This is a genomic window from Kribbella deserti (genome assembly GCF_042434725.1).
GTDB lineage: Bacteria > Actinomycetota > Actinomycetes > Propionibacteriales > Kribbellaceae > Kribbella > Kribbella deserti.
Genome location: NZ_JBHLTC010000002.1, coordinates 1 through 24,371, shown reverse-complemented (window position 1 = coordinate 24,371; position 24,371 = coordinate 1). Strand labels below are relative to the sequence as shown.

The 24,371-nt window shown below is 68.0% G+C and carries 19 protein-coding genes; 7 read left to right on the top strand and 12 right to left on the bottom strand.

Annotated features, from left to right (window positions below):
* Positions 1 to 12: 12 nt before the first annotated feature.
* Positions 13 to 1,209, bottom strand: coding sequence for a homogentisate 1,2-dioxygenase (locus ACFFGN_RS02860; RefSeq protein WP_380043879.1), 1,197 nt, complete (start codon positions 1,207 to 1,209; stop codon positions 13 to 15).
* A 62-nt stretch (positions 1,210 to 1,271) separates the two neighbouring features.
* On the opposite strand from ACFFGN_RS02860, the gene ACFFGN_RS02855 reads away from it, so the two are divergent.
* Together ACFFGN_RS02855 and fahA are read left to right on the top strand one after the other, a co-directional pair.
* Positions 1,272 to 2,120 (top strand): hypothetical protein, encoded by an 849-nt coding sequence (locus tag ACFFGN_RS02855; RefSeq protein ID WP_380043675.1) that lies wholly within the window; start codon positions 1,272 to 1,274, stop codon positions 2,118 to 2,120.
* Positions 2,117 to 3,313 (top strand): fumarylacetoacetase, encoded by a 1,197-nt coding sequence (gene fahA / locus ACFFGN_RS02850; RefSeq protein ID WP_380043674.1) that lies wholly within the window; start codon positions 2,117 to 2,119, stop codon positions 3,311 to 3,313. Before ACFFGN_RS02855 ends, fahA begins: the two co-directional genes overlap by 4 nt.
* Before the next feature lie 18 nt (positions 3,314 to 3,331).
* On the opposite strand, the gene ACFFGN_RS02845 is transcribed toward fahA, so the two are convergent.
* Complete coding sequence (locus ACFFGN_RS02845; RefSeq protein WP_380043673.1) at positions 3,332 to 7,045, bottom strand: S8 family peptidase; 3,714 nt, start codon at positions 7,043 to 7,045, stop codon at positions 3,332 to 3,334.
* A gap of 375 nt (positions 7,046 to 7,420) precedes the next feature.
* Between ACFFGN_RS02845 and ACFFGN_RS02840 the strand changes: the two genes are divergently transcribed.
* A complete protein-coding gene (locus ACFFGN_RS02840; RefSeq protein WP_380043672.1) occupies positions 7,421 to 11,191 on the top strand; it encodes an endo-alpha-N-acetylgalactosaminidase family protein in 3,771 nt (1,256 codons plus the stop codon).
* A gap of 906 nt (positions 11,192 to 12,097) precedes the next feature.
* Here ACFFGN_RS02840 and ACFFGN_RS02835 read toward each other — a convergent pair.
* The 7 genes from ACFFGN_RS02835 to hppD form a co-directional block, all read right to left on the bottom strand.
* Positions 12,098 to 12,526 (bottom strand): hypothetical protein, encoded by a 429-nt coding sequence (locus tag ACFFGN_RS02835; RefSeq protein ID WP_380043671.1) that lies wholly within the window; start codon positions 12,524 to 12,526, stop codon positions 12,098 to 12,100.
* A gap of 90 nt (positions 12,527 to 12,616) precedes the next feature.
* Entirely contained in the window at positions 12,617 to 13,864 is a 1,248-nt protein-coding gene (locus ACFFGN_RS02830) for a HAMP domain-containing sensor histidine kinase (RefSeq protein ID WP_380043670.1), read from the bottom strand.
* Between the two features lies 1 nt (position 13,865).
* Entirely contained in the window at positions 13,866 to 14,564 is a 699-nt protein-coding gene (cseB, locus tag ACFFGN_RS02825) for a two-component system response regulator CseB (protein WP_380043669.1), read from the bottom strand.
* Positions 14,565 to 14,588: 24 nt separating this feature from the next.
* Positions 14,589 to 15,152, bottom strand: coding sequence for a hypothetical protein (locus tag ACFFGN_RS02820; RefSeq protein WP_380043668.1), 564 nt, complete (start codon positions 15,150 to 15,152; stop codon positions 14,589 to 14,591).
* Between the two features lie 218 nt (positions 15,153 to 15,370).
* Entirely contained in the window at positions 15,371 to 16,741 is a 1,371-nt protein-coding gene (locus ACFFGN_RS02815; protein ID WP_380043666.1) for an FAD-binding oxidoreductase, read from the bottom strand.
* Positions 16,742 to 16,749: 8 nt separating this feature from the next.
* Positions 16,750 to 17,223, bottom strand: coding sequence for a hypothetical protein (locus tag ACFFGN_RS02810; protein ID WP_380043665.1), 474 nt, complete (start codon positions 17,221 to 17,223; stop codon positions 16,750 to 16,752).
* Between the two features lie 163 nt (positions 17,224 to 17,386).
* Entirely contained in the window at positions 17,387 to 18,589 is a 1,203-nt protein-coding gene (gene hppD / locus ACFFGN_RS02805) for a 4-hydroxyphenylpyruvate dioxygenase (protein WP_380043664.1), read from the bottom strand.
* A gap of 147 nt (positions 18,590 to 18,736) precedes the next feature.
* On the opposite strand from hppD, the gene ACFFGN_RS02800 reads away from it, so the two are divergent.
* Entirely contained in the window at positions 18,737 to 19,240 is a 504-nt protein-coding gene (locus tag ACFFGN_RS02800) for an Lrp/AsnC family transcriptional regulator (protein ID WP_380043663.1), read from the top strand.
* Positions 19,241 to 19,309: 69 nt separating this feature from the next.
* Here ACFFGN_RS02800 and ACFFGN_RS02795 read toward each other — a convergent pair whose 3' ends face one another.
* Complete coding sequence (locus ACFFGN_RS02795; RefSeq protein WP_380043662.1) at positions 19,310 to 19,954, bottom strand: IclR family transcriptional regulator; 645 nt, start codon at positions 19,952 to 19,954, stop codon at positions 19,310 to 19,312.
* A gap of 56 nt (positions 19,955 to 20,010) precedes the next feature.
* Here ACFFGN_RS02795 and ACFFGN_RS02790 point away from each other — a divergent pair, with 56 nt between their 5' ends.
* Positions 20,011 to 20,727 carry a hypothetical protein gene (locus tag ACFFGN_RS02790; protein ID WP_380043661.1) on the top strand — a complete coding sequence of 239 codons (717 nt, stop codon included), beginning with the start codon at positions 20,011 to 20,013 and terminating at the stop codon, positions 20,725 to 20,727.
* 154 nt (positions 20,728 to 20,881) lie between these two features.
* Here the strand turns inward: ACFFGN_RS02790 and ACFFGN_RS02785 are convergent, their stop codons facing one another.
* Positions 20,882 to 22,126, bottom strand: coding sequence for an MFS transporter (locus ACFFGN_RS02785; protein ID WP_380043660.1), 1,245 nt, complete (start codon positions 22,124 to 22,126; stop codon positions 20,882 to 20,884).
* Positions 22,127 to 22,201: 75 nt separating this feature from the next.
* Here ACFFGN_RS02785 and ACFFGN_RS02780 point away from each other — a divergent pair, with 75 nt between their 5' ends.
* The gene (locus ACFFGN_RS02780; RefSeq protein WP_380043659.1) at positions 22,202 to 22,396 is read left to right on the top strand and encodes a hypothetical protein; all 195 of its coding nucleotides are present in this window, start codon (positions 22,202 to 22,204) and stop codon (positions 22,394 to 22,396) included.
* 99 nt (positions 22,397 to 22,495) lie between these two features.
* On the opposite strand, the gene ACFFGN_RS02775 is transcribed toward ACFFGN_RS02780, so the two are convergent.
* Entirely contained in the window at positions 22,496 to 23,215 is a 720-nt protein-coding gene (locus ACFFGN_RS02775; RefSeq protein WP_380043658.1) for an SDR family NAD(P)-dependent oxidoreductase, read from the bottom strand.
* A 101-nt stretch (positions 23,216 to 23,316) separates the two neighbouring features.
* On the opposite strand from ACFFGN_RS02775, the gene ACFFGN_RS02770 reads away from it, so the two are divergent.
* Positions 23,317 to 24,162 (top strand): helix-turn-helix transcriptional regulator, encoded by an 846-nt coding sequence (locus ACFFGN_RS02770; RefSeq protein ID WP_380043657.1) that lies wholly within the window; start codon positions 23,317 to 23,319, stop codon positions 24,160 to 24,162.
* Positions 24,163 to 24,371: the final 209 nt, after the last annotated feature.

Here is a 24,371-nt window from a genome sequence, read left to right as displayed (position 1 = left end):
CGTGCCGCGACCTCACTCGCGGTGACGACCCGCCCACGTCCAGGCATAGACGCCATCATCCACCGCGCGGCCGCCCTCGCCCAGTTCCAGCGGACGGAAGGTGTCGACCATCACGGCGAGCTCCTCGAACCGCTCCGCGCCCAGCGAGGCCTCGATCGCCGACGGCTGCGGGCCGTGGGCGTAACCACCCGGGTGCAGCGAGATCGAGCCGAGGCCGATCCCGGACCCCTTGCGGGCCTCGTAGTCGCCGCCGCAGTAGAACATCACCTCGTCGGAGTCCACGTTCGAGTGGTAGTACGGCACGGGCACCGACAGCGGGTGGTAGTCCACCTTGCGCGGCACGAAGTTGCAGATGACGAAGTTGTAGCCCTCGAACACCTGGTGCACGGGCGGCGGCTGGTGGATCCGGCCGGTGATCGGCTCGAAGCCGCTGACGTTGAACGTGTACGGATACAGGCAGCCGTCCCAGCCGACCACGTCGAACGGATGCGTCGCGTACGTCATCCGGCTGCCGACGATGCCGCTCGGCCCGTGGCCGCGGTGCTTCACCAGCACCTCCACGTCATTGCCCTCGGCAATGAACGGCTCGGCCGGCGCGTGCAGGTCGCGCTCGCAGTACGGCGCGTGCTCGAGGAACTGGCCGTACCGGCTCAGGTAGCGCTTCGGCGGCGCGATATGGCTGTTCGCCTCGATGCAGTAGGCGTGCACGCCGTCCGGCCCGGGCAGCCAGCGATGCGTGGTGGCTCGCGGGATCAGCACGTAATCACCCTCGCGGGCCTGCAACACCCCGAAGACGGTCTCGACCGTGGCCGAGCCCTTCTCGATGTACACACACTCGTCGCCGATGGCGTTGCGGTAGTACGGCGAGACCTCCGCGGCCACGACGTACGAGATCCGGACATCGCCGTTGCCCAGCACGAGCCGGCGATGTTCGACCACGTTGTTGCCCGCGGCCCCCGCACCGAACAGGTCGTGCAGTTTCAGGTGCCGCGGGGTGAGCGGGTGGTTCGCAACCGTGCCGAGATCGGGCAGTTCCCAGACCTGGGAGTCGACGATCGCCGACGGCACACCCGAGTGATAGAGCAGGGACGAATCCGACGAGAACCCCTCCTCCCCCATCAGCTCTTCGTAGTACAGGCCACCGTCGGGTCGCCGGAACTGCGTGTGCCGCTTGGGGGGAACCTCGCCGAGCTGTCGGTAGTACGCCATCATCTCTCCGATTATCGAACGCTTGTGTCCGCTTACCGAAAGCATCCGCTAGGCTCGGAGCCATGTCAACCGTGCCCCCACTGTTCCGGCGGCTCGTGGACGATGCCGCCATGTTCCCGCCAGGCGAGTTGCCCCTGGCCGAGGCCGTGCGCGCGCACCGCCGCCACCGCGAGGCGCCGTACGGCGAACTGGTCGGTCCGTTCGTCTGCACCGACGAAAACCTGATGGACGTCGCGAACGAACCCGGCGATACCCCGCTCGACGTGTCGGTGGTGATCACCGGCGGCGCGGGCGGTATCGAACCCGCCGTGAAGTACGGCGATCGCTCGGACCGGGTCAACGTGGTCGCGGTCGAGGTCCGGCTGCGCGACGAGAACGACCTGTCCCGCAACGCGCTGCGCGTCGTCCGGGCCTGCGACGACACCCTCGACGAGGAGAACGCGTTTGTCGAGATCGGCCTCGACGGCGGCTGGGAACGTGCACTCGACGTCATCGCCGACGCCGGGTACGCCGCGAAGCTGCGCACGGGCGGTCTCGACCCGAGCCTGTTCCCGACCGCGGATCAGGTGGCGTCGTTCATCATCGCGTGCCTCGATCGTGAGCTGGCCTTCAAGTGCACGGCCGGCCTGCACAATGCGGTTCGGCACGCCGATGCCACGACCGGTTTCGAACACCACGGCTTTCTCAACGTGCTGCTCGCGACCCGGGCTTCGCTCGACGGCGGCGGGCCGGACGACGTCGTGGCCGTGCTGGAGAATCGCGACGGTAAGGCTCTCGCGGCGCAGGCCAGGGCACTGACGCCCGAGCAGGCCAAAGGAACGCGCCGGTGGTTCACCTCGTTCGGTTCCTGCAGCATCACCGAACCACTCGATGATCTGATCGCACTCGACTTGATGGAGGACCCGCGGTGACCTGGATCGACCTGCCCGAGGACTCGCCGTTCGGCCCGGACAACCTGCCGCTCGGCGTCTTCCGGCTCGGCGACGAGGAACCGCGCATCGGCGCCGCCATCGGTGACCACCTGATCGATCTCGCGCCGGTCGCGTCCGCGCAGATGCTGGACGGCGCGCAACTGTTCGCCGAGCCCTCGCTGAACAAGTTCCTCGCCCTCGGTCGCCCCGCCTGGCAGGCGACCCGGACCTGGCTACTCGAACTGGTCCGCAACACCAGCGAACGGGAGACGGTGGAGCCGCACCTGATCCGGCGTGACGCCGTCACCATGCTGATGCCGTTCGAGGTCGCGGACTACGTCGACTTCTACGCGTCCGAGCACCACGCGAGCAACGTCGGCAAGCTTTTCCGCCCGGATGCCGAACCACTGCTGCCGAACTGGAAACACCTGCCCGTCGGCTATCACGGCCGGGCCGGCACGGTTGTTGCCAGCGGCACCGACATCCTGCGCCCGTCCGGTCAGCGCAAGGCCCCGGACGCGGACGCCCCCACCTTCGGCCCGTCGCAGCGCCTCGACATCGAGGTCGAGCTCGGCTACGTGGTCGGCACGCCCTCGGCCCTCGGCCAGCCGGTCAGCGTCGACGCGTTCAAGGATCACGTGTACGGCGTGGTGCTGGTGAACGACTGGTCCGCACGCGACATCCAGGCCTGGGAGTACGTGCCACTCGGGCCGTTCCTCGGCAAGTCGTTCGCCACCTCGATCTCCCCCTGGGTGGTTTCGCTCGACGCGCTCGAGGCCAGCGCCGTACCGCTCGGCCGGCAGGATCCCGCCGTACTGCCCTACCTGGCCGGGGAGAACCTCACGAACTTCGACATCACCTTCGAGGTCCGGTGGAACGGCGAGGTGGTCAGCCGTCCGCCGTACCGGACGATGTACTGGTCGGCGGCGCAGATGCTCGCGCACCTCTCGGTCAACGGCGCCTCGGTGCGAACCGGTGACCTTTTCGCCTCCGGCACGGTGAGCGGCCCCGAGCCGGACCAGCGTGGCTCCTTCCTGGAGCTGAGCTGGGCCGGCCGGGAGCCCGTCACGGTCAACGGCGAGCAGCGCACCTTCCTGCTCGACGGTGACGAGGTGACGATCAGCGCGTTCGCCACCACCGCGACGGGCACCCGGATCGGCCTCGGTGAGGTCAGCGGCCGCATCGTGCCCTGACCCCACCAAGGGCCAGCCCTACTTCAACCGGTAGGCGCGGATCGTCGTCTGCTTGACGGTGTTGCCGCCGGCGTCCGCCGCGGTGGCCCGCAGCGAAACGATTCCCGTCTTCGGATGGACGAGTGCGGCCTGCCAGGTCCGGCCCGTCTTGCGGATGGGCACGGCCTGCCAGGTCTTGCCGTCGTTGAACGAGACCTCGACCTTCTTGAGGTTCAGCGCGCCACCGGTCGTACCCTGCTGCCGGTCAACCCGCACGGGCAGCAACGCGCGCTTGCCACCGCGAGCCCAGTTGTACAGATCCACCTGCGGCTCGAAACCGACCGCCAGCAAGGGCAACGGCTTCGCGACCGACGTATGCGCCGAACCGAAGGTCCACTCGGCCTGAACGCGCGTGGCCAGCGGCCAGAGCGGGCTGTTGCGCCGAACCTCCGACGTCAGCCGGTACTTGGCGTTGCCCGGCTTGACCTCGAACACCCCGTCGCCCGGTACGTTGCTGGCGGCAACGAGTTTGCCATCGGCGTACAGCCTGGTGGTGCCCTGGTCGAAGTAGCTGTAGTCCTCCGGCCGGGTCGGACCCGAGTGCCGGTCCGAGTCGGAGAACAACGGCAGCAAGGCGTCGATCGTGTCGCCGTCACGATAGACCAGGTACGGCGCCCGCTGGCGATCCACGTAAGCGGGCGTCGTCAGCCCAGGACTGAAGGCGGCCCGGTTCCAGTCGACCTGGACCTTCTCACCGGCCCGGTAGACGCGCTCGGTCGCGCGGTACCCCTGCTCGTGCGCCGGCTCCTCACCTTCCGGGGGCGCCACCCGGACCGACGTCTCCCAGGCCAGTCCCGGCGAGTAGTAGATCTTCCGGGCCAGCGGCAGCTGGATCTGGTTCGACCACAGGTTGCTGCCCAGCCCGAACCGCCCCACGGACGTTCGATAGTCGACGTACGCCACGCCGCCACGCTCGAGCAGGGCGTGGTACTTGGTCGAGTGCTCGGCCAGATCGCGGTTGCGCGGACGGTAGGTCAGGTTGGCCGGGATACCGCCGACCTCCGGAATGGCCAGCTCATAACGGTACGGGCTGGCCGGATAGCCGGTCAGATTCACCTTCGCACCCGTCAGTTCCGCAAGCTTCGCGCCCGCCGGAGCCTGGGTGTAAACGGTCGGAATCTCCGGGCCTTCGACGCTCAAGCTGATCAGGTCCGAGAAGTAGAACAGCGTGGCGGCCGCACCGGCCTGCGCCAGGCTGGTGACGCGCTGATCGAAGACGTCACCGTCGCTCGCGCTGAGGGTGAAGACCGCCAGCTTGCCGCGAAGATCCTTACCCTCAAGGTCTTCCGGCCTGGCGCGCCCGACATGCACCGCGTCCAGCGTCTTGGTACCGACGAACTGCTTCGAGTCCGGCGCCCAACTGACCGGTACGTCGAACGCCTCCGGAGCCGTCACCTTGGCGTCAACCCCGCGCCGCTCGATCTGTGCCCGGCTGTAGTAGGCGAAGAACGGATGCTTGCCCTTGGTGGGAACGGCGAACTGCTGCTCGGCGAAGCTGCTGACGAAACCCCACGAGACCTCGCCGGATTCGACCAGCATCCCGGTCAGGCCCACGTCCAGCTTCGCCCTGTCGGCGCTGACCGCCACCGTGGTCCGCACGCCTCGACGGGCGTCCAGGGTGACCGTCTTGTTGGCGCGCAGCTCGACCAACGGTTCCGCGATGGCCGTATTGGACGGCATCACCTGCCCGGCGATCGGCGTGTGCACGTACGACATCACCGCGTACCGGCCGGCCGGCAACCGGATCTTGCTGGAACCGAACAACTCGGAGCCGATCATCGGGTCGTCCAGGTTCTGCACCACCGTCATCGCGAAGTCGCTGTTCGGCGGCAGTTCGGTACCGGCGCGGTCGATCGTCTTCAGCGACAGGTCGTAGCTCTCGACCTCCTTGTTGACCCCGATCGGCACCTGCAGCGAGACCCCACCGTTGCCGGTAGCAACCAAACGGCCGGTGGCGTTACCTGTCCCCGTCTTCGCCGGATCGACCGTCAACCGGACGGGCACCTGACCACCCGCGGGAATCGTCACGGTCGGCACATCCGCCCTGAACAGGCCGGCCGGCCCTTCGAGCTTGAGATTGAGCGTGACGGCGGCGGCTCCACTGTTGCGCAACGTCACCACCTTGGTCCGGGGCTCGGCGTTGTGATGCGGCCACGCGTACTGCCCGAAGCTGAGGCCGGCCGGCTCCGCCGTCACCTGCTGCTTGATCGCGCGCGCCAGATCGATCCGCCCGGCGCCCTGCTGGAACGCGGTGGCCTGGATCGGATGCGCACTCGCCATCAGCGCGGCCTTCAGCTGCGGGGCCTTCCAATCCGGGTGCTGGCCCGCGAGGATCGCGGCAGCGCCCGCCACATGCGGAGTGGCCATCGACGTACCGGAGATCTTGGCGTAGTTCTCGTCGACGGCGAACTCGTCGAGCGTGTCCTTGGCCCGCGCGGCGATGATGCCCGAACCAGGCGCGGCCACGTCCGGCTTCATCGCGAAGTCGCCGATACGTGGACCAACCGACGAGAAATCGCTCAGCTCGTCCTGCTTGGTCACGCTCGCCACCGCCAGCGCCGCATCGGCCGCGGCGGGGTTGGAGACCTGACCGGACGGGCCGTCGTTACCGGCGGCGACGACGAACAACGCGCCGCTCGCGGCCGTCAGCCGGTTGAGCTCCAGGGACAGCGGATCGGTGCCGTCCGACGCACCACCACCCAGGCTCATGTTGATCACGCGGGCGCCGCTCTCGGCCGCCCATTGCATGCCCGCGATGATGTCGTCGAAGGCGCACCAACCGCCGTCGCAGACGCGGCCGACCAGGAGCTCCGCGCCCTTCGCGACGCCCGTGTACTTGCCGCTGGACGCCGTCCCCCGACCGGCGACCGTCGACGCGACGTGGGTGCCGTGGCCGTCGGTGTCCTGAATGCCCGTTGCCGAGCCGGTGAAATCCTTCTCTGCCTTGACCACGCCCTTCAGATCAGCGTGCCCAGGGTCGTAACCACCGTCGAGTACGGCGACCTTGACGCCGGCCCCGGTCAGACCCGCCGCCCAGGCCGTTGGCGCGCCGACCTGCTTGGCGCTCTCGTCCAAGGTCGGACGGGCCTTGCCGTTCAGCCAGATCTTGCTCAGGCCTCCGGCGAGGCGGGTCCGCCCCGCGGCCTGGACGGCCAGCTTCTCGAACGACGCACCCGTCTTCGGCGCGGCAACCGCGGTCAGCTTGGCCTTGGGCAGCTGGCGCACCACCCGGCCGAGCGTAGGCGTGGGCGCCTTCGCGTTCGAGGTCTGGACCAGAAGTGGAATCTCCTTCGTACGCGCGTCGTCGAGGCCTTGCCGCAGCAAGCCCGTCACGTCGAACAACGCCCGGTCCAGCACACCCGCGCGGACCAACGGCATCGCCGCGGCCGGGATCACGGTCACGCCGTGGGGCCCGGCCTGCTGGAAATGGCCGCCGCTGTGGTGGCCTATCCGCCGGACCGGGTCCACGCGAACGTCCCAGCCGGTGCCCTTCGGCGTCAGGTGCACCTTGTCGCCGGTGATCAAGGTGACAACGCCACCTCGCCTCGGCGTTTCTGCCTGTTTTGCTGGGGCTATCGCCTTCGCTGCCGTCCCGGTTGGCAGTTCGGCCGCGGACGAGGCCGTCGCGCCGGTCGAACCGGCGACGACGGCCAAGACCATGGCCTGGGCGATCAGCCTGCTACTTCGTGCCACGCTCGCTCCTCACATCGGTTGAGCTTGCCCTCACGTCTGTCGCATGTCCGGCTGACGCCCTTTCATTACCGAAAGTTCGAAACCTGTTTCAATCCGTAGGCGCGCATCGTCGTCGGTCAGCCCCGGCTTGGAACCAGTAGCGCCAACCTGACGATGGACCGGTTGCTGCGGGGCATGCGCTCTCCTCACGGGTCCTTCGTGCGTCCGATGTGTGTGTTGAAGGAGGACAAGAAGGCAGCGGCCGGTGGGCCCGCTTGCAGTTTGTTGCAACAAAGAGCATGGATCCTGTTCATAGATGTTCGTTTCTATTGACTAATGCTCGGTCTTGCGCAGAGAATCCTGGGATCTCCCACCCGTCCACTCAGGGAGTGCGTAGTGACGATTCCTCTCCGCCCAGCGGCTCTGGCCGCCACTCTCGCCCTAGCCGGCGCGGGTCTTGCCGTGCCTGCGCAGGCCGATACCACCGACGTGCTGGTCCTGCGTTCGCCACAGCTGACCGTCGAGGTCGGTACCGACTTCCCCCGCGTGATCGGTTATGCCGACAACGCCACCGGCAAGACCCTCGGCGGCCAGCCGAACGCGATCAGCACGGTCACCGTGAACGGCGGTCCCCGCACCGCCCGCCTGCTCGCCGATCCCGCCGTCAGCGCGGACCAGACCAAGGTGAGCTACCGCCTCGGCTTCGACGCACTGCCCGGTGTCGAGCTCGACGCCAGCCTCGCGCTGACCGGCCGGGTGACCACCTTCCGCGTCGACGCGGTGCGTGACACCGAGACGTCCCGGGTGCACACCCTCGACATTCCTGAGCACAACCTGGTTTCGGTGGCCAGCACGGACGCCGGCGCGACGACGGCCTTCACCACGCTCGACCCGGACTCCACCCGTACGGCGGACCGCATCACCCCGGTGACCACGTCCACCGCCGCGGAGGCGAGCCCGACCGGAGCGGCGTACGCCTTTGTGAACACGGCCGGCCTGGCCGCGGGCATCGAGTCGAACTCGGTGTACGACAAGCCGTCCGGGCAGAGCGTCGACGACGGCGCGCGGTTCTGGCACCAGGCCCGCAAGGCGGCGGACGGCACCGTCCGTGTCGGCGTCTGGAGCGGCCAATGGACCTACCGCGCGGACACCTCGCCGTACACCGAGCCGTTGCCGTGGGCAAAGGTTGTGGTGACGCCGGACGCGAACGCCGACAACACGGTCGACTGGCAGGACGGCGCGATCGCCTTCCGCTCGATCATGACCAAGCCGACCGGCGGTGAGCTGACCAAGGACCGGGTGATCACGCACATCCCGTTCAACTTCGCCAGCCAGGCCACGCATCCGTTCCTGCGCACGCTCGACGACGTGAAGCGGATCTCGCTCGCGACCGACGGCCTGGGCCAGCTCGCCGTACTCAAGGGTTATGGGTCCGAGGGGCACGACTCGGCGCACCCCGACTACGGCGGCAACTACAACACACGCGCCGGTGGACTCAAGGACCTGAACACCTTGCTTGCCAAGGGCAAAGAGTGGAACGCGGCCTTCGGCGTGCACGTCAACGCCACCGAGTCGTACCCCGAAGCGAACGCCTTCAGCGAGGACCTGGTGGACAAGTCCGCCAAGGGCTGGAACTGGCTGAACCAGAGCTACTACATCAAGCAGCGCCCGGATCTTGCCTCGGGCAACATCATCAAGCGGTTCCAGCAACTGCGCGACGAGACCGACAAGAACCTGCAGTCGCTCTACATCGACGTGTACTACCAGTCCGGCTGGCTCGCCGACGGTCTCGCCCGCCGGCTCGGGGACCAGGGCTGGCAGATCGCGACCGAGTGGTCCGACCGGTTCGAGCGCAGCTCGCTGTGGTCGCACTGGGCCAACGACCTCAACTACGGCGGCGCCACGAACAAGGGCCTGAACTCGAAGATCATCCGCTTCGCGCGCAACCACGAGAAGGATGTCTGGAACAACGACCCGATCCTCGGCCAGAGCTCCCTGGTGGAGTTCGAGGGCTGGACCGGTGAGGTCGACTGGAACGAGTTCTACGCCAACATCTGGCAGCGCAACCTGCCCACCAAGTGGCTGCAGCACCACCAGATCACCAACTGGAACGGCAACGAGATCACCTTCACCGACGGCGTTCGCGGTGCCGTTGCCAACGGCAAGCGAAGCCTGTACGTCGGCAACGCGAAGGTGCTCGACGGCGACAAGTACCTGCTGCCGTGGAAGGGCCAGAAGCTCTACCACTACAACCCCGAAGGTGGTCTGACCGCCTGGCGGGTGTCGCTTCCCGGCGTCTCGCGGTTGAACGTCTACAAGCTTACGGACAACGGCCGCGTGAAGGTGGGTGCCGTGTCGGTCCGCAACGGCGTGGCCACCATCGACGCCGACGCGGGTCAGCCGTACGTGCTGTACCCCGCGACCGCTCCGACCCAGCCCGCCGCCGACTGGGGCCACGGCTCCAAGCTCAAGGATCCGGGCTTCAACGCGACGGGCCTGACCGCCTGGTCTCCGACCGGCTTCACCCGCATCGACGAGCTGGAGAACGGCCAGCACGTCGCCGCCTTCGGCCCGGGTACGGCGGCACTCAAGCAGCGCATCACCGGTCTGATCAAGGGCAAGACGTACAGCGCCTCCGCCTGGATCGAGGTCGAACCCGGCAAAACCCGGCCGGTCACGCTCTCGGTCGACGGTTCGGCGGTCAAGGTATCCCGTAGTTCTCTGCAGAACCGGGTCGCCGCCGACGACAAACACGGCACGTACTTCCAGCGTGCGCGAGTGACCTTCGTTGCCGGTGGCAACAGTGCCCTGCTCACGATCGCGGCCGCCGACGGTGATGCCCGGGTCCGGGTGGACGACGTACGCGTGGTCGAGACGACCCGTGTCGCGGTCGAAGGCTTCGAGGACGTCGACCAGGGCTGGGGCCCGTTCGTGAAGGGCGATGCGGGCGGTACGACGGACCCGCGCACGAGCCTCGCCCGCAAGCACGCGCCGTACACCCAGGCCGGCTGGAACGGCAAACTCGTGGACGACGTCATCACCGGCGATTGGTCGCTCAAGTCCCACGAGGAGAACGCCGGCCTCGTCTACCGAACCGCCCCCTGGACCGTCGGTTTCACGCCGGGCCACAAGTACCGGGTGTCCTTCGCCCACGAGAACGGCCGCGCCGGGCAGTACACCTGGGTGCACGGCGTCGACCGCGTCGTCGACGGAAAGCCCAAGTCGATCGAGGTCAACGCGACCCCGATGCCCGAACAGCGCACGCCCAAAACCTTCAGCCAGGAGTTCGTCGCAGGCTGCGGCGGCGACTACTGGGTAGGCCTGCGCAAGCTGAGTTCGGGTGGTGACCAGGCCGACTTCATCCTGGACGACTTCACCGTCACCGATCTCGGCCCGAGCACCGAGGCGCCTTCATGTACGACGCTGAGCCTGTCCGGTCCGGACCTGAACAACCTGGTCCCGGGTGAAGCCGGCACGGTCGTGAGCACCTTCACCAACAACGACATCACCCCGGCCACCAACGTCGAACTCGGCCTCACCGCCCCCACCGACTGGACCGTCACGCCGACCGGCCCGGCCACCCACGCCACGGTCGCCCCCGGCGCCAAGGTCACCACCACGTGGACGATCACCCCGCCCGCCACCACTGCCGCCGGCCGGTATCCCCTGGTTGCCACCAGCAACAAAGGCCCGGCCTTCACGATCGACGCCACGGTCCTTCCGCCCGGCACGATCCCGCAGTCCCGGATCAAGGTGGTCGACGTCTCCAGCGACGACCCGGGCACGGACGGCCCAGCCTCGGCGGCCCTGGACGGTAACCCCAGCACCTTGTGGCACACCGCCTGGTCAGCAGTACCGACGCCGGCGACCTACCCGCACCACATCACGCTCGACCTCGGTACGACGTACCAGGTGGACGGGTTCGGTTACCTCCCCCGCCAAACCGGCACGAACGGCATGTTCAAGGGCTACGAGCTCTACGTCAGCACCGACGGCCAGAACTGGGGCACCCCGGTCAAGACCGGCGAGTTCCCGAACTCCCGCGAACTCCAACGCCTCACCTTCCCCGCCAAACCCGGCCGCTACCTCAAATTCGTAGGCACCAGCTCCCTCAACGGCGCCCCCTTCGGCGCCGCCGCCGAACTAACCCCCCACGGCACCCGCTAACACCCCATCCGGCCTCGCCCTCCCCGGAGGGCGAGGCCCCCTACCTCCTCAGGTCGTGCGACCGTCGGAAGGTCGGTCGGCTCGCCAACGAACCGACCGCACGGCGACCCGACTGCAAGACTGCACGGCGGCCCGCCCCACGGGCCCTCTCGCTGCACGACCGCACGGCGGCCCGGTCCACGGGCCCTCTCGAGAGTGGCTGGCCACTCCGGAGGTGGGTTACCACCTCGGATTCCGGGGTGGTAACCCACCATGCGAGGGGCCAGCCACTGCCAGGTATCCGACCCACCCGCGCAACGGTCCCACGGCGGCACGCTGCCGCCAGGTCGGGCAATCTGGACGGCCGATGCCGGGTTTCTGCACGGCTACCGGCTTTTGGCGCGGCCGCTGCCGAGTTGTTGCGCCGCTACCCGGTTGCAGCCAGGTACTCGCCGCAAAAGTCGGCAGCCGACCCCCACCCAACCACCTGACGGCGACGCCGCACCCGGCCCGCAGGGCACCCACGCCACATCGCCAACCCCGCGCACAGCGCATCGCCCCACGGCTCCCGCATCGCCCCCGGTCATACGGCAAACTCGACGCGCAGCGGACCGCCCCCACGGTCATACGGCCGACCCGACGTGCAGCGCACGTCAAACCTCGCACACGCCACGGCAACCCGACGCGCAGCCGCACATCCCCCACATCGCACACCCGGTGTACGACGCGTAGCCCCCCGAATGGCGCGCAGCGTCACCGCAGGTGATTGAGAACCCTTGACGCGGCCCGGACCAACCTGACAATTCGAAAGACTCAGGGGGACGGTTGCCAACCGGAACCACCCCGCCCTACAAGGAGCCGCGATAAGCCCAGCGGCGCCGACTCCCTCCCCAGAGATAGGCGCCGCTGGTCGTTCAGGAGAAGGCCCTACTTGACGACGGTGATCTTTACCGCGGCCGAGGCGACCTTGGCGGTGGCGGTGCGGTAGTACTGCGCGCCGACTCGCCCGCTCTTGACGCGGATCGAGTACGCGCCCGACTTGGTCGTCACGGTGGAGGCCGGGAAGGTGACCCACTTGTTCGATTCCCAGCGCTGTACGACGACCTTGGTGCCGGCCTTCGCCCCAGTGGCCTTGCCGCTGAGCACGAACTGCTGCCACACCTTGACCGTCGTCGGCTTCCCCGTGATCGACAACGTAGGCGCAGCCACGGACACGGCCGCCGCACCAGCACCAGCCGAGCCAGACGCCTCGGCAGTAGCGGCGTTAGCCGGCAGCGCGGCAGCAACACCAAGTGCCAGAACGACGCCGGCGACACCAGCAACGGAACGACGAACAACCTGAGAACGAACGCGCATTTCGATTTTCCCCTCGAGTATGAAACCGGGCCCCCTTGAGCCCTCCGCCTCAATAGACGAAGCCTGTAAGGGAAAAGTTGACCCCGAACATCACGAGTCGATGTCAGTCCGTTCCGGCAGTTCGAGCCGGGCCGACGCGCCACCCGAGGCCGCCGTACCGAAGATGAGCCGCGCACCGAGCACTTTCGCGTGCCCCGCGGCGATGGTCAGCCCAAGACCGTGCCCGACGCCGCGTTCCGCCGAGCCGGAGCGGAATCGGCGCGGGCCTTCGAGCAACAGCTCCTGCGGATAACCGTTGCCGTGGTCAACCACCTCGATGGTCCGCCCGGTGACCGTCAGTTCAATCGGCGGTGCACCGTGGCGCAGGCCGTTGACGATCAGGTTGGCGAGGATGCGTTCGACCCGGCGGGGATCGGTGACGACCACCTCGTCCGGGCCGACCCGGTGCACCTCGACGCTGCCCGGCGCGAGGGCCTGTTGCATCCGCAAGCGCGCGACGGCCGAGTCGACAAAAGCGCCAAGGCCGACGTGCTCGAGATCGGCCTTCTCCAGGCCGGAGTCGAACCGCGCGATCTCCAGCAGGTCCTCGACCAGGCGGCGCAGCACCTTCGCCCGGTCCCTGACCAGCTCGCTCGGACGCCCCGGCGGCAGGAGTTCCGCCGCGGTAAGGAGACCCGTCACCGGCGTACGGAGATCGTGCGCGACGTCCGCGGTGAACCGGCGTTCCGCGTCCAGCTGCCCCCGTAGCGACGACGCCATCGTATCGAGCGCCGTCGCGAGCGAGGCCACCTCGTCCTTGCTCTGGCCGACCTCGGCCACGGCCGACGCGTCCAGATCCCCCGCGGCGATGCGGCGCGCCGTACCGGCGACGGCGACGATCCGGCGGGACAGGCTGCCGGCCGCGACGACACTGACCAGCGCGACCAGGCCGACCGTGCCGATACCGCCGACCACCAGGGCCTGGCGCAGCGCGTCCATCGAATCGTCGGTGGGCGTGTAGGTCTCGACCACCGACAGGATGCGGCCGTCGTCGACACCTTGGGCGGCCCAGATTTCGGCGTTCGGCGAGCCACCCGTTTTGTAGGTGGCCCGCTTACCGTCCTCGACGGCCCGGCGCAGCTCCGCTGGAATACGCGGGTTGTCCAGCTCGGCGCCCAGCGTGGGCATGCCGGTGATGTTGTAAACCTCCGCGGCGTCCTTGATCCGCTCGTCCGCGCTGGACCTGGTCCGGTCCAGCCGCGCCGCCGACGAATGGTTGTACACCGCGACACTGAGCACCAGGATCGCCAGCGAGGAGACCGCCAGGAAGATCAGGCCCAGTTTGCTGCGCAGGCCCATCTCACGCTCGCAGCTTGTATCCGAACCCGCGCACGGTCTCGATCCGGTCGGCCCCGATCTTGGTCCGCAGGCGCTGGAGATGTACGTCGACCAGACGGCCATCGCCACCCCACTCGTAATCCCAGACGCGCTGCAGCAACGTCGAACGGCTGAGCACCACGCCGGGGTTGTTCGCGAACTCGATCAGCAGCTTCAGCTCGGTCGGCGTCAGCTGCACGGGCTTACCCGCGCGGCGGACCTCCAGCGCCTCCCGATCCAGCTCCAGGTCGCCGAACGCCTCCACGCCGGCATCGGCCGACGGGCTCGGGCGGTCCGGATCGGACACGGCCCGGCGCAGTACGGCGCGCAGGCGGGCCACCAGTACCTGGGTGTCGAACGGCTTGGTCACGTAGTCGTCGGCGCCGGCCTCGAGACCGAGTACGACGTCGAGCGCGTCGCCGCGGGCCGACACCATCACGATCGGCACGGTGCTGGTCTCGCGGATGCGGCGGCAGACGGAGATCCCGTCCAGGCCGGGCAGCATGACGTCCAGCATCACGGCGTCCGGGTGGAGCTTCTCGAAGCTCTCGATCGCCTCGAGACCATCCTCTGCGGTGGTCACGTCGTAACCGTGCCGCTGCAGCGTCAACTGCGTCGCCTCACGGATCACCGCGTCGTCCTCGACCATCAGGATGCGCGCGGCAGGCTCTTCAGATGTCACAGCGGTTCTGCTCCCTAACCGGAACTATTGGTTCAGTTTCACCATCCCGCTCCCTGACCACCGGTAGACCTCTACCTTGGGACCGGATGAGCAGCAGACCTTGTCGCCCTGCCCGAACACTGAGGATTCCACAACCAAGGTGGAATCCTTGCCCACCGACACGGTCAAACCGTCACCCTGTGTCTGCCACACCACCTTCGGGGAGGTGGTCAGGTCGTCGATCAGCAGTACGACGAACGCACCGCCGGTCACCGTACTGATCGTGACAGCTTGTTTGGGGGTGGTTTTCTCCGGGGTGAGCACGGCCACGGACTTCACACACGGGAACTTGCAGACCCGGACGAGGTTCTTCATGTCCGTCGGCACCCGGCGGTCCGTCAGCAGTACCTGGCGCAGGGCCGGGATAGAGAGTTTGCGAACGTCGGCGGCCTTACCGATCGAGCGGTCAGGTGTCGGGCTGGCCGTCGGTGAGGTGACGGGAGTGCCGGCGCCCTCGACGCGCAGTCCTTCACCGGACCCGCAGGAAGCGAGAACGCCGATCAGCAAGGGCACTACTGCCAGTAACGGCGCTACAGAGCGTGCTCTCATTGATGACCTCCTCACTGACCTCGTCCGGTGGAACTCGCGTCCCCAGGGCGGAGGACGGCGTTGGTGAGGCCAGCCAATCACAGACTCAGGGCCGCACCGGCGACACGCTGTGACGATCTTTCGCAGCGGCCGTTCGATACCCCCAATGGTGCTCGCGCCACGTCACGGTGCACAGCCGCCACAGGTGTTCTCTGCCCTGCAGTTGTGTTGCGGCACCGTCACGGCACAACTTTGCCCGGATTCAGCAGTCCCAGCGGGTCGAGCGCTTGTTTGATCGAGCGATGTACGTCGACGCCGACCGGGCCGATCTCCTTCGCCAGCCACTGCTTCTTCAGGACGCCGATTCCGTGCTCACCGGTGATCGTGCCGCCCAGCTCCAGGCCGATCGCCATGATCTGGTCGAAGGCGGTCTGCGCCCGGGCGGCCTGCAATGGATCGGTCGCGTCGAACACCACCGTCGGGTGCATGTTGCCGTCGCCGGCGTGACCGACCACGCCCACGGTGACGCCCACTTCCACCGCGATGCGCTCGACCCCGGCGATGAAATCGGCCAGCCTGGATCGCGGTACGCAGACGTCGTCGATCATCGTCGTACCGAGCTGTTCCAGCGCGACCAGGCCGGCTCGTCTGGCCTCCAGCAGCAAGTCGCCTTCAAGCGGGTCGTCGGCCACGATGCAGTCGGTCGCGCCCGCGTCGGTGCAGAGCTGGGCCACCTTCGCGATGTCCTGGATGGCGGCCTCACCGCCGGTGTCGGACTGCGCGATCAGCATCGCGGCGGCGTCGGCGGGCAGGTCCATCCGCTTGTACGCGTTGACCGCCGCGATGGTGGTGCCGTCCATGATCTCCAGCAGTGAAAGCGAAACCCCGCTACGCACGATGTCGACGATGGCCTCCCCCGCCGTCACCGCCGAGTCGAACAAGGCCGCCATCGTGTGCGGGCGCTGGGCCTGCGGACGCAGCGCGAGGGTGGCCTCGGTGATGATGCCGAGCGTGCCCTCGCTGCCGACGAACAACCTGGTCAGGTCGTAGCCCGCGACGCCCTTGACCGTGTTCCGGCCGGTGCGCAGGATCTCGCCGTTGGCCAGCACCACCTCGAGGGCGAGCACGTAGTCCGTGGTCACGCCGTACTTCACGCAGCAAAGGCCACCCGAGTTCGTCGCGAGGTTGCCGCCGATCGAGCAGAACTCCCAGCTGGACGGATCCGGCGGGTAGAACAACCCGTGCTCGGCAACGGCCCGGGAGAGTACGGCGTTGAACACCCCGGGCTGGGTCACAACGTACTGATCGACGGGCTCGATCCGCAGGACCTGGTCCATCTTCTCCAGGGAGATGACCAGGCCGCCCTCGATCGCGTTGGCGGCGCCGGACAGGCCGGAGCGGGCGCCTTGCGGTACGACCGGCAGGCCTAGTTCGGCGGCGACACGAACGGCCGCCTGCACGTGCGCGGTCTCGCGGGCAAGCACCACCGCGGCCGGAACGCCCGCCGGGCAGAACATCGCCCGGTCATAGCGGTAGCTCTCGATCCGGTCCGGATCGGACAGCACGACAGACTCCGGCAGCACCTGCCGGAGTCGGTCCACCACGTCCATAGGGCCGGTCAGCGCACCTTCGCGGTCTGACCCTTGGCCACGCTCGCCCAGCCGTTGTTACTGCCGTTGTACTCGTTGCCGATCGCCAGGAACGTCAGACCACCGTTCGGGTCGGACACCGAGGCGGTCGCGCACGTCCGGGCGGACCCGGCCGGCACCTCGCACGACAGGTTCGTGCCGATCTTGTCGTTCCCGCGGTAACGCAGCAGGAACGCCTTGAACTTGGTGAACTTGACGACCTTGTCGTAGGCGATGACCTCGGCCCAGTAGTTCGAGCAGGCATCACGTTTGAGCTGGATCGAGCCGACGGCGGCATTCGAGCCCCAGTTACGCCGGACCGGCGCCGCCGAGATGATCTTCACGCCCCCGCAGTTGGCCTGCGCGGCCGTACCTGGTGACGGCGCGGCATGCGCGGTGACCGGCAATACGAAGCCGGTGCTGGCCAAGCCCGCCGTACTGAGCAGTAAGCCCAGAGTTTTCATCGGTAACCCTTCCTGAGTGAACGCCCCGACGTGCACTCATCACCGCAGGTTACGCCAACCCCGCCCGAAGGCCCAGCATGTCCGCATATCGAACGATTAACCGGCGACGCCCGCCTCGCGCGGCGGCGGAGACGGGCGTCGTACGGGTGCGAACTGCGTAGGTTCAGAGGTTGCCGCGACGTTCCTGCTCGCGCTCGATCGCCTCGAAGAGGGCCTTGAAGTTGCCCTTGCCGAAGCCGAGCGAGCCGTGGCGCTCGATCAATTCGTAGAAGACGGTCGGCCGGTCGCCGATCGGCTTGGTGAAGATCTGCAGCAGATAGCCGTCCTCGTCGCGGTCGACCAGGATCTTGCGCTTCTGCAGTTCCTCGATCGGCGCGCGCACATTGCCGATCCGCTCGCGCAGCTCCGGGTCCTCGTAGTACGAGTCGGGCGTGTCGAGGAACTCGATGCCGTTGGCCCGCATGATGTCGACCGTACGCAGGATGTCGTTCGTGGCCAGCGCGATGTGCTGGGCGCCGGCGCCGTCATAGAACTCGAGGAACTCGTCGATCTGCGACTTCTTCTTCGCGATGGCCGGCTCGTTCAGCGGGAACTTCACCCGGTGGTTGCCGTTGGCCACCACCTTGCTCATCAGCGCGGAGTAGTCGGTGGCGATGTCGTCGCCGATGAACTCCGCCATGTTCACGAAGCCCATCACGCGGTTGTAGAAGTCGACCCACTCGTCCATCCGGCCGAGTTCGACGTTGCCGACGACGTGGTCGATCGCCTGGAACAGCCGCTTCGGGTGTCCCTCCGGGCGAACCACCGTGGTCGAGGCCGCGACGAACCCGGGCAGGTACGGGCCGTCGTACCGGCTACGGTCGATCAGCGTGTGCCGGGTGTCGCCGTAGGCCGCAATGGCCGCGCGGCGGATCGTGCCGTGCTCGTCGCTGACGTCGTTCGGCTCCTCCAGCACAGTGGCGCCCTGGGCGCGGGCGTGCTTGATGCAGCGATCGACGTCCGGCACCTCGAGCGCGATGTCGACCACGCCGTCACCGTGCTTGCGGTGGTGGTCGAGCAGCGGGCTGTCCGGCCGGACGCCACCGGTGATCACCATCCGGGCCGAACCGGACTTCAGCACGTACGACTTGCTGTCGCGCGCGCCGGTCTCAGGGCCCGAGTACGCGACCAGGTCCATGCCGAAGGCGAGCTGGTAGAACTTCGCGGTCTGGGTGGCGTTGCCGACCACAAAAACGAGGGCATCCATCGAGGTGACCGGAAACGGGTCGGTGCTCTGGTCGTACGGCACCAGGCCGACAAGCTGCTTCAACTGGTCCAGGTCGAGGTCCGCGTCGAGCTCGGCGGGGGTGAGGTCGGTGCTGGTCATCGAGATCCTCCTGGGTCTGCTGGTGCCGTTGAGCATGCTCAGGTACGACACCTTGCGCAACACCTTCGTTCTTGGTTGAGCAGTTTGATCAGTGCTGGCAGGATTGGCCGGACAATAGTGGTCACCCTGTAAGGAAGGAACCCGGCCGTGGCGGTGGACGAACTGGACGCCCGCATCCTGGAGTTGTTCGCGACCGAGCCGAGGGTCGGCGTACTGGAGGCCTCCCGCCGGCTCGGCGTGGCCCGTGGCACGGTCCAGGCGCGGCTCGATCGGCTGAACCGGGACGGCGTTGTCCGGGGGTGGGGGCCGGACCTCAGTACCGAGGCGATCGGCTATCCGGTGACCGCTTTCGCGACGCTGCAGATCGAGCAGGGCACGGGTCATACCTCGGTGGCGGCGGCGCTCGCGCGGATCCCGGAGGTGCTGGAGGTCTACACGATCACCGGCGCCGAGGACCTGTGGTGCCGGATCGTGGCCCGCTCCAACGCGGATCTCCAGCGGGTGATCGACCAGGTGGTCGTCGTACGTGGTATTCAGCGGGCCTCGACGGTGATCGCGCTGGCCGAGCAGATCCCGCACCGCACCCTGCCGCTGCTGCGCGCCGCCACTTCAGGTCAGCCGGCCGTGGCCGATCAGCCGGCGGCTGACTAATCGGCGGTTAACTGATCGGCGGCTGGCTTAGGGATCCGGCGAGGCGCTCAGGCGGCGGCGAGGACGCGCTCAGGCGAGGCGTTTGGCGACTTCGACCGCGGCGCGGGCCACGCGGGGACCGACGAAGTCGCGGTCCAGCTTGCCGAGTACGACGACGCCGATCGAGGCTTCGACGCCCGGCACGCCGAGCACGGGTGACGACACGCCTTGCGCGCCGGCCTGGAGCTCGCCCGCGGTGATGACAAACGGCCGTCCGGCCGGATCGGGCTTGCGGCGCCCGGCCAGAATCGCCTTGCCCGCCGCGCCCTGGTCGAGCGCATGCCGCGAGCCCATCCGGTACGAGACGTGGAAGTCGGTCCAGCTCGGCTCGATCACCGCGATCGCCAGCGCCTCCTCGCCGTCCGCGACGGTCAGGTGCGCCGTAGCGCCGGTGTCCTCGGCCAGCGAGCGCAGAACCGGCAGCGCCGCGTCCCGCAGGGTGGGCTGCACCCGGCGGGAATAGTGCAGTACGGCGAGGCCGAGGCGGGCCCGGCCCTCGCTGTCGCGGCGGACCAGGCGGTGCAGTTCAAGCGTGTTCACCAGGCGGTACACGACCGTACGGCTTACTCCGAGGGACGAGGCCAGCTCGGTGATGGACAGGCCGTCCGGGGCGTCCGCCAGCAACTCGAGAACGGTCAGTCCTCTGTCGAGCGTCTGGGACGTCTCTGCCGGCACACGGGAAGCGTATCCGTTTTTCGGCCGCGAACCGACGGACCCCGTATCTTGCTGCCGTGCGAAACTACTGGTCGCTCTTCCCCTTGGTCATCATCTGCGTCTTACTCGCACTGATCTACGCGGTTCCCACCCTCATCCGGCCGCAGCTGACGGCCAATGTGCTCGCGGTGTTCCGCCCGGTCGGGCACGACGAGAATCGCGCGCCGCTGACGGAGCGCCAGCAGCGTTCGCGCCGGTTGGGCGCGATCGGCGTACTGATCGCGATGGTGGCGCTGATCGGATTCAACATCTCGCTCAACCGCGAGGCCAACGGGTGTTACCTGGTCGCGAAGGCCTGGGGTGCGGACGACAGCAAGACCTACGACGACCCGTGCCTGGAACAGCTGATCGGCGAAATCGAGGACGCGGACGGCAAGTGGTACGAGAAGGACCCGCAGCCGGTACCGATGTACCAGGTCGTGAAGGGCAAGAAGCCGAAGTACCTGCGGTGGATCTACGGCCGGCCGACGTACGAGGCGGACGTGCTGTTCGGGGTGCCGTACAAGTGCGGGTACGAGGTCAAGGTGAAGGAAGAGCCGGACAAGGTCGTGGTGCTGTACGACATGACGGCGCCCTGCCCCACGGACAGCAAGATCCGCCTGCTCGCGACCGAGCTGGAAAAACCGCTCGGCGATCGCAAGGTGGTCACCGTCGGCGACAAACCGCTCAAGCAGATCGACCCCGAGATGCCCTCCTGGGGCGCCGTACTCAAGGCCCTCGTCACTGGCGGCTAAGCCTTCCCTTTCCCTGCATTCATCGATCCGAATCCGCCCTCCCACACCGCCGACCGGTACCGGGCCGGGACGCGAGAGTACGCGGCTCCGGGTTGCGCGGCTTGTGGCGACGCGGCACCCGGGCTGCACGGTTTTAGCAGATGGCGCGACTGTTTTAGCGGATGGCGCGGATGCGGGAGTCGTACTGGCGGAAGGGGCGGTTGACGGCCAGCAGGACGAACAGGCCGATCAGGCAGGCGATCGCCCCGCCGAGCAGCGCGATGGTCGGGGTGGTGAGTGAGGCGGTGCTGCCGGCCACGAAATCGCCGAGGCGAGGTCCGCCCGCGACCACCACGATGAAGACGCCCTGCAACCGTCCGCGCATCGCGTCGGGAGCGGCCGACTGCAGGATCGTGCCGCGATAGGACGAGCTGAACATGTCGGCCGCGCCGGACAGGGCCAGCAGCGCCACCCCGAGCCAGATCGTGCGGGACAACCCGAACAACCCGATCGCGACGGCGTACGCGGAAATGCAGACCACGATCGCGAGCCCCTGCCGGCGGACCCGCCCGACCCAGCCGGAGAACAGCACCGCCACGATCGCGCCGATGGCCGGAGCCGCCTGCAACAGACCGACCGTACGGATGCCGCCCGCGAAAAACGAACCGGCGACGGCGGGGAACAACGCCCGCGGCTGCGCGAACACCATCGCGAAGATGTCCGCCACAAACGTTGCCAGCAGCACCGGCGCCGTTCGCAGGAACGCGAACCCCTCGACCACCGAGCGCAGGCCCGCCCGCCGTACCTCGCCGATGGGTGGCACGGACGGCAGGCGGATCAACGCGTACAGCGAGGCGGTGAAGGTGAACACGTCGACCAGGTACGCCGCGGCGAACCCGTGCCAGGCGATCAACGAAGCGCCGAGCAAAGGTCCGACCGTGAAGCCGAGGTTGTACGCCGCCGAGCTGAGGGCGTTCGCGGCCGGGAGCAGCTCCGGCCTGATCAGCCGCGGCACGATCGCCGCCCGGGCGGGGCTGTTCATCGCGAAACAGGCCGACTGGCACGCGATCACGGCGTACAGGATCCAGGTCCGTTCCAGCTCCAGAATCGCCTGCGCCGCCAGCACCATCGACAACAACCACAGCCCTGCCGACGAGACCAGTGCGAGCGTACGGCGATCGACCGCGTCGGCCATCGCGCCGCCGTACAGGCCGAACACGGCGAGCGGGACCAGCGCGAACAGTCCGACCAGCCCCACCGCGAAGGTGGAACCGGTCAACGCGTACACCTGGATCGAGACGGTGACGGCCGTCATCTGCTGGCCGAGCTGCGACACGGTCGAGCCGAACCACAGGCGCCGGAAATCCGCGGACTCCCGCAGCGGCCGGATATCCGTCAGCCAGGAGAACGCGCGCGCCACTCCCGCACGTTATGCCATGGCACCGGATCGGCCCGAGCCGCGTCAGTAAGTGGACGACTACACCTTGGAGTGATCATGACGAACCAGCCCGGTGACCAGACTCCGCAGCTGATCTGCCCGTTGTGCCGGTGTGGCCAGTTCCAGCAGGAGGAGGCCCGCAGCGACTCGCGCTGGGGATTCACCTCCCACCGGATGACGCTGATGATCTGCGTCAACTGCCGCTTTGTCCTGCACTTCTACGACAACCACTCCGTCTTCGACTTCGACTGAGTGGTTCCTCGGTTTTGGCGACGAGTGGACACGTTTTGCCGCTCGTCCGCTCCCTGCCAGGTGCAGGCTCGACTCGTCGCCAAGAACTCAAGTGGGGGTTCACCAGGCCAGTTGGCCGGATTCGGCGTACAGGCGGCCGGTTGGGGCCTTCGCGGGCAGGGTGGCCAGGTGGACCGCGACGGCCGCGCCCTGGGCCGGCGTACGTGGCGCGTCCCAGCCGCCCATCTCGGTCTGGCAGTTGCCCGGATCGGCCGCGTTCACCGCGATACCGGTGTCGCGCAGATCATTGGCAAGCATCACCGTGACCATGTTGACCGCGGCCTTGGACGAGTTGTAGCCGAGCATCCGCATCTGCGACATCGGCGAATCCGGATCGCCCACGCTGGTCATCGTCGCCAGTTCGCTGGACAGGTTCACGATCCGGGCCTGCTCCGCCTGACGCAGCAACGGCAGCATCGCCTGGGTGACCGCGACCAGGCCGATCACGTTCGTCTCGAAGGCCTGGCGCAGTACGGCGGTGTCGATCTCGGGTACGCCGTTGTCGCCGGGCGGGATGATCGCCGCGTTGTTCACCAGTACGTCGAGCCGCCCGTGGCTGGTCTCGATCTCCTTCGCCGCGGCCTCGATCGAAACCTGGTCGAGCACGTCGAGCCGCACCTCGCGAGCGTCGATCCCCTCCGCGGCGAGCTCGGCGGCCGTCGTACCGCCGGGCTTGCGGGCCCCGACCAACACCGTGTGCCCGAGCTGGCCGAGCTGCCGGGCGATCTCCTTGCCGATACCTCTGTTGGCGCCAGTGACCAGCGCGATCTTCGTCGTCATGCCCCCAACCTCGCCGCTCCGCGCCCGCCCCGGCAGAGCGAGCCCAACCTAGGACCAGGCGTCCCTGGTTGGCGGTTGGGCGGGCTGGGATGCTGGGAGGCGTGGACAGGGCACAGCTGGCGGAGTTCCTGCGGATCCGGCGCGAGCGGCTTCGGCCCGACGACGTGGGACTGCCCGCGGGTTTCCGGCGCCGTACGCCCGGGCTTCGCCGCGAAGAGGTCGCGAGCCTCGCCACCATGTCCACGGACTACTACACGCGCCTCGAACAAGGGCGCGGCCCACGCCCGTCCCGCCCGGTGCTGACCGGTTTGGCCCGGGCGCTGCGATTGACCGACGCGGAACGGGACCACCTGTTCCGGCTGGCCGGCGAACAACCCGGACCACCGCCGGGACCACCCGCGGACGTGCGAAGCGGCGTACTCAACATGCTCGCCCGTCTCGATGCGCCCGGTCTCGTGCTCGACGCCAAGTACGACGTACTCGCGTGGAACCCGTTGGCCGCCGCCCTGCTCACCGACTTCTCCGCCGTACCGCGCAAGCAGCGGAACCTGCTCCGGCTGCGGTTCCTCGACGGTACGACTCAGGCCGACCGCTTCGGCGCGGCCGCGACCGAAACCTTCGCCCGGGAGGTCGCCGCCGACCTGCGCGCAACCACCAGCCGCTATCCCGACGACCCGGCCCTCGCGAAACTCGTCAACGACCTGGTCACAGGCAGTCCCGAATTCGCCGCGCTCTGGGCCGCCCACGAGGTCGAAACCCAGCAAAGCCTCTGCCAGACCATCCACCACCCACTGGTCGGCCGGATCGACGTCAGCTGCGAAATCCTCGTCATCCCCGAACGAGACCAACGCGTCATCCTCTACACCACCGAACCCCACACCCCCTCCGAAGCGGCCCTCAACCTCCTCACCGTCCTAGGCACCCAAAACCTAACCCCAACCCGCTAAGCCGCCAGCCCCCCGCACAGTCAGATCCGCGGCCCCCTCCCGCAAGTGGTCACGGTTGTGGAAACCCCTGCCACGGTCGGACGCGAAATACGGCGCGGTCGGCGGTTGTGCAAAACCCCGCGACGGTCGGACGCGAAATACGGCGCGGTCGGACGTTGTCAAGCTGTGTGGAGTCGTTTGGTGGTTTTTGGTGGTTGGTCGGGTTTGGG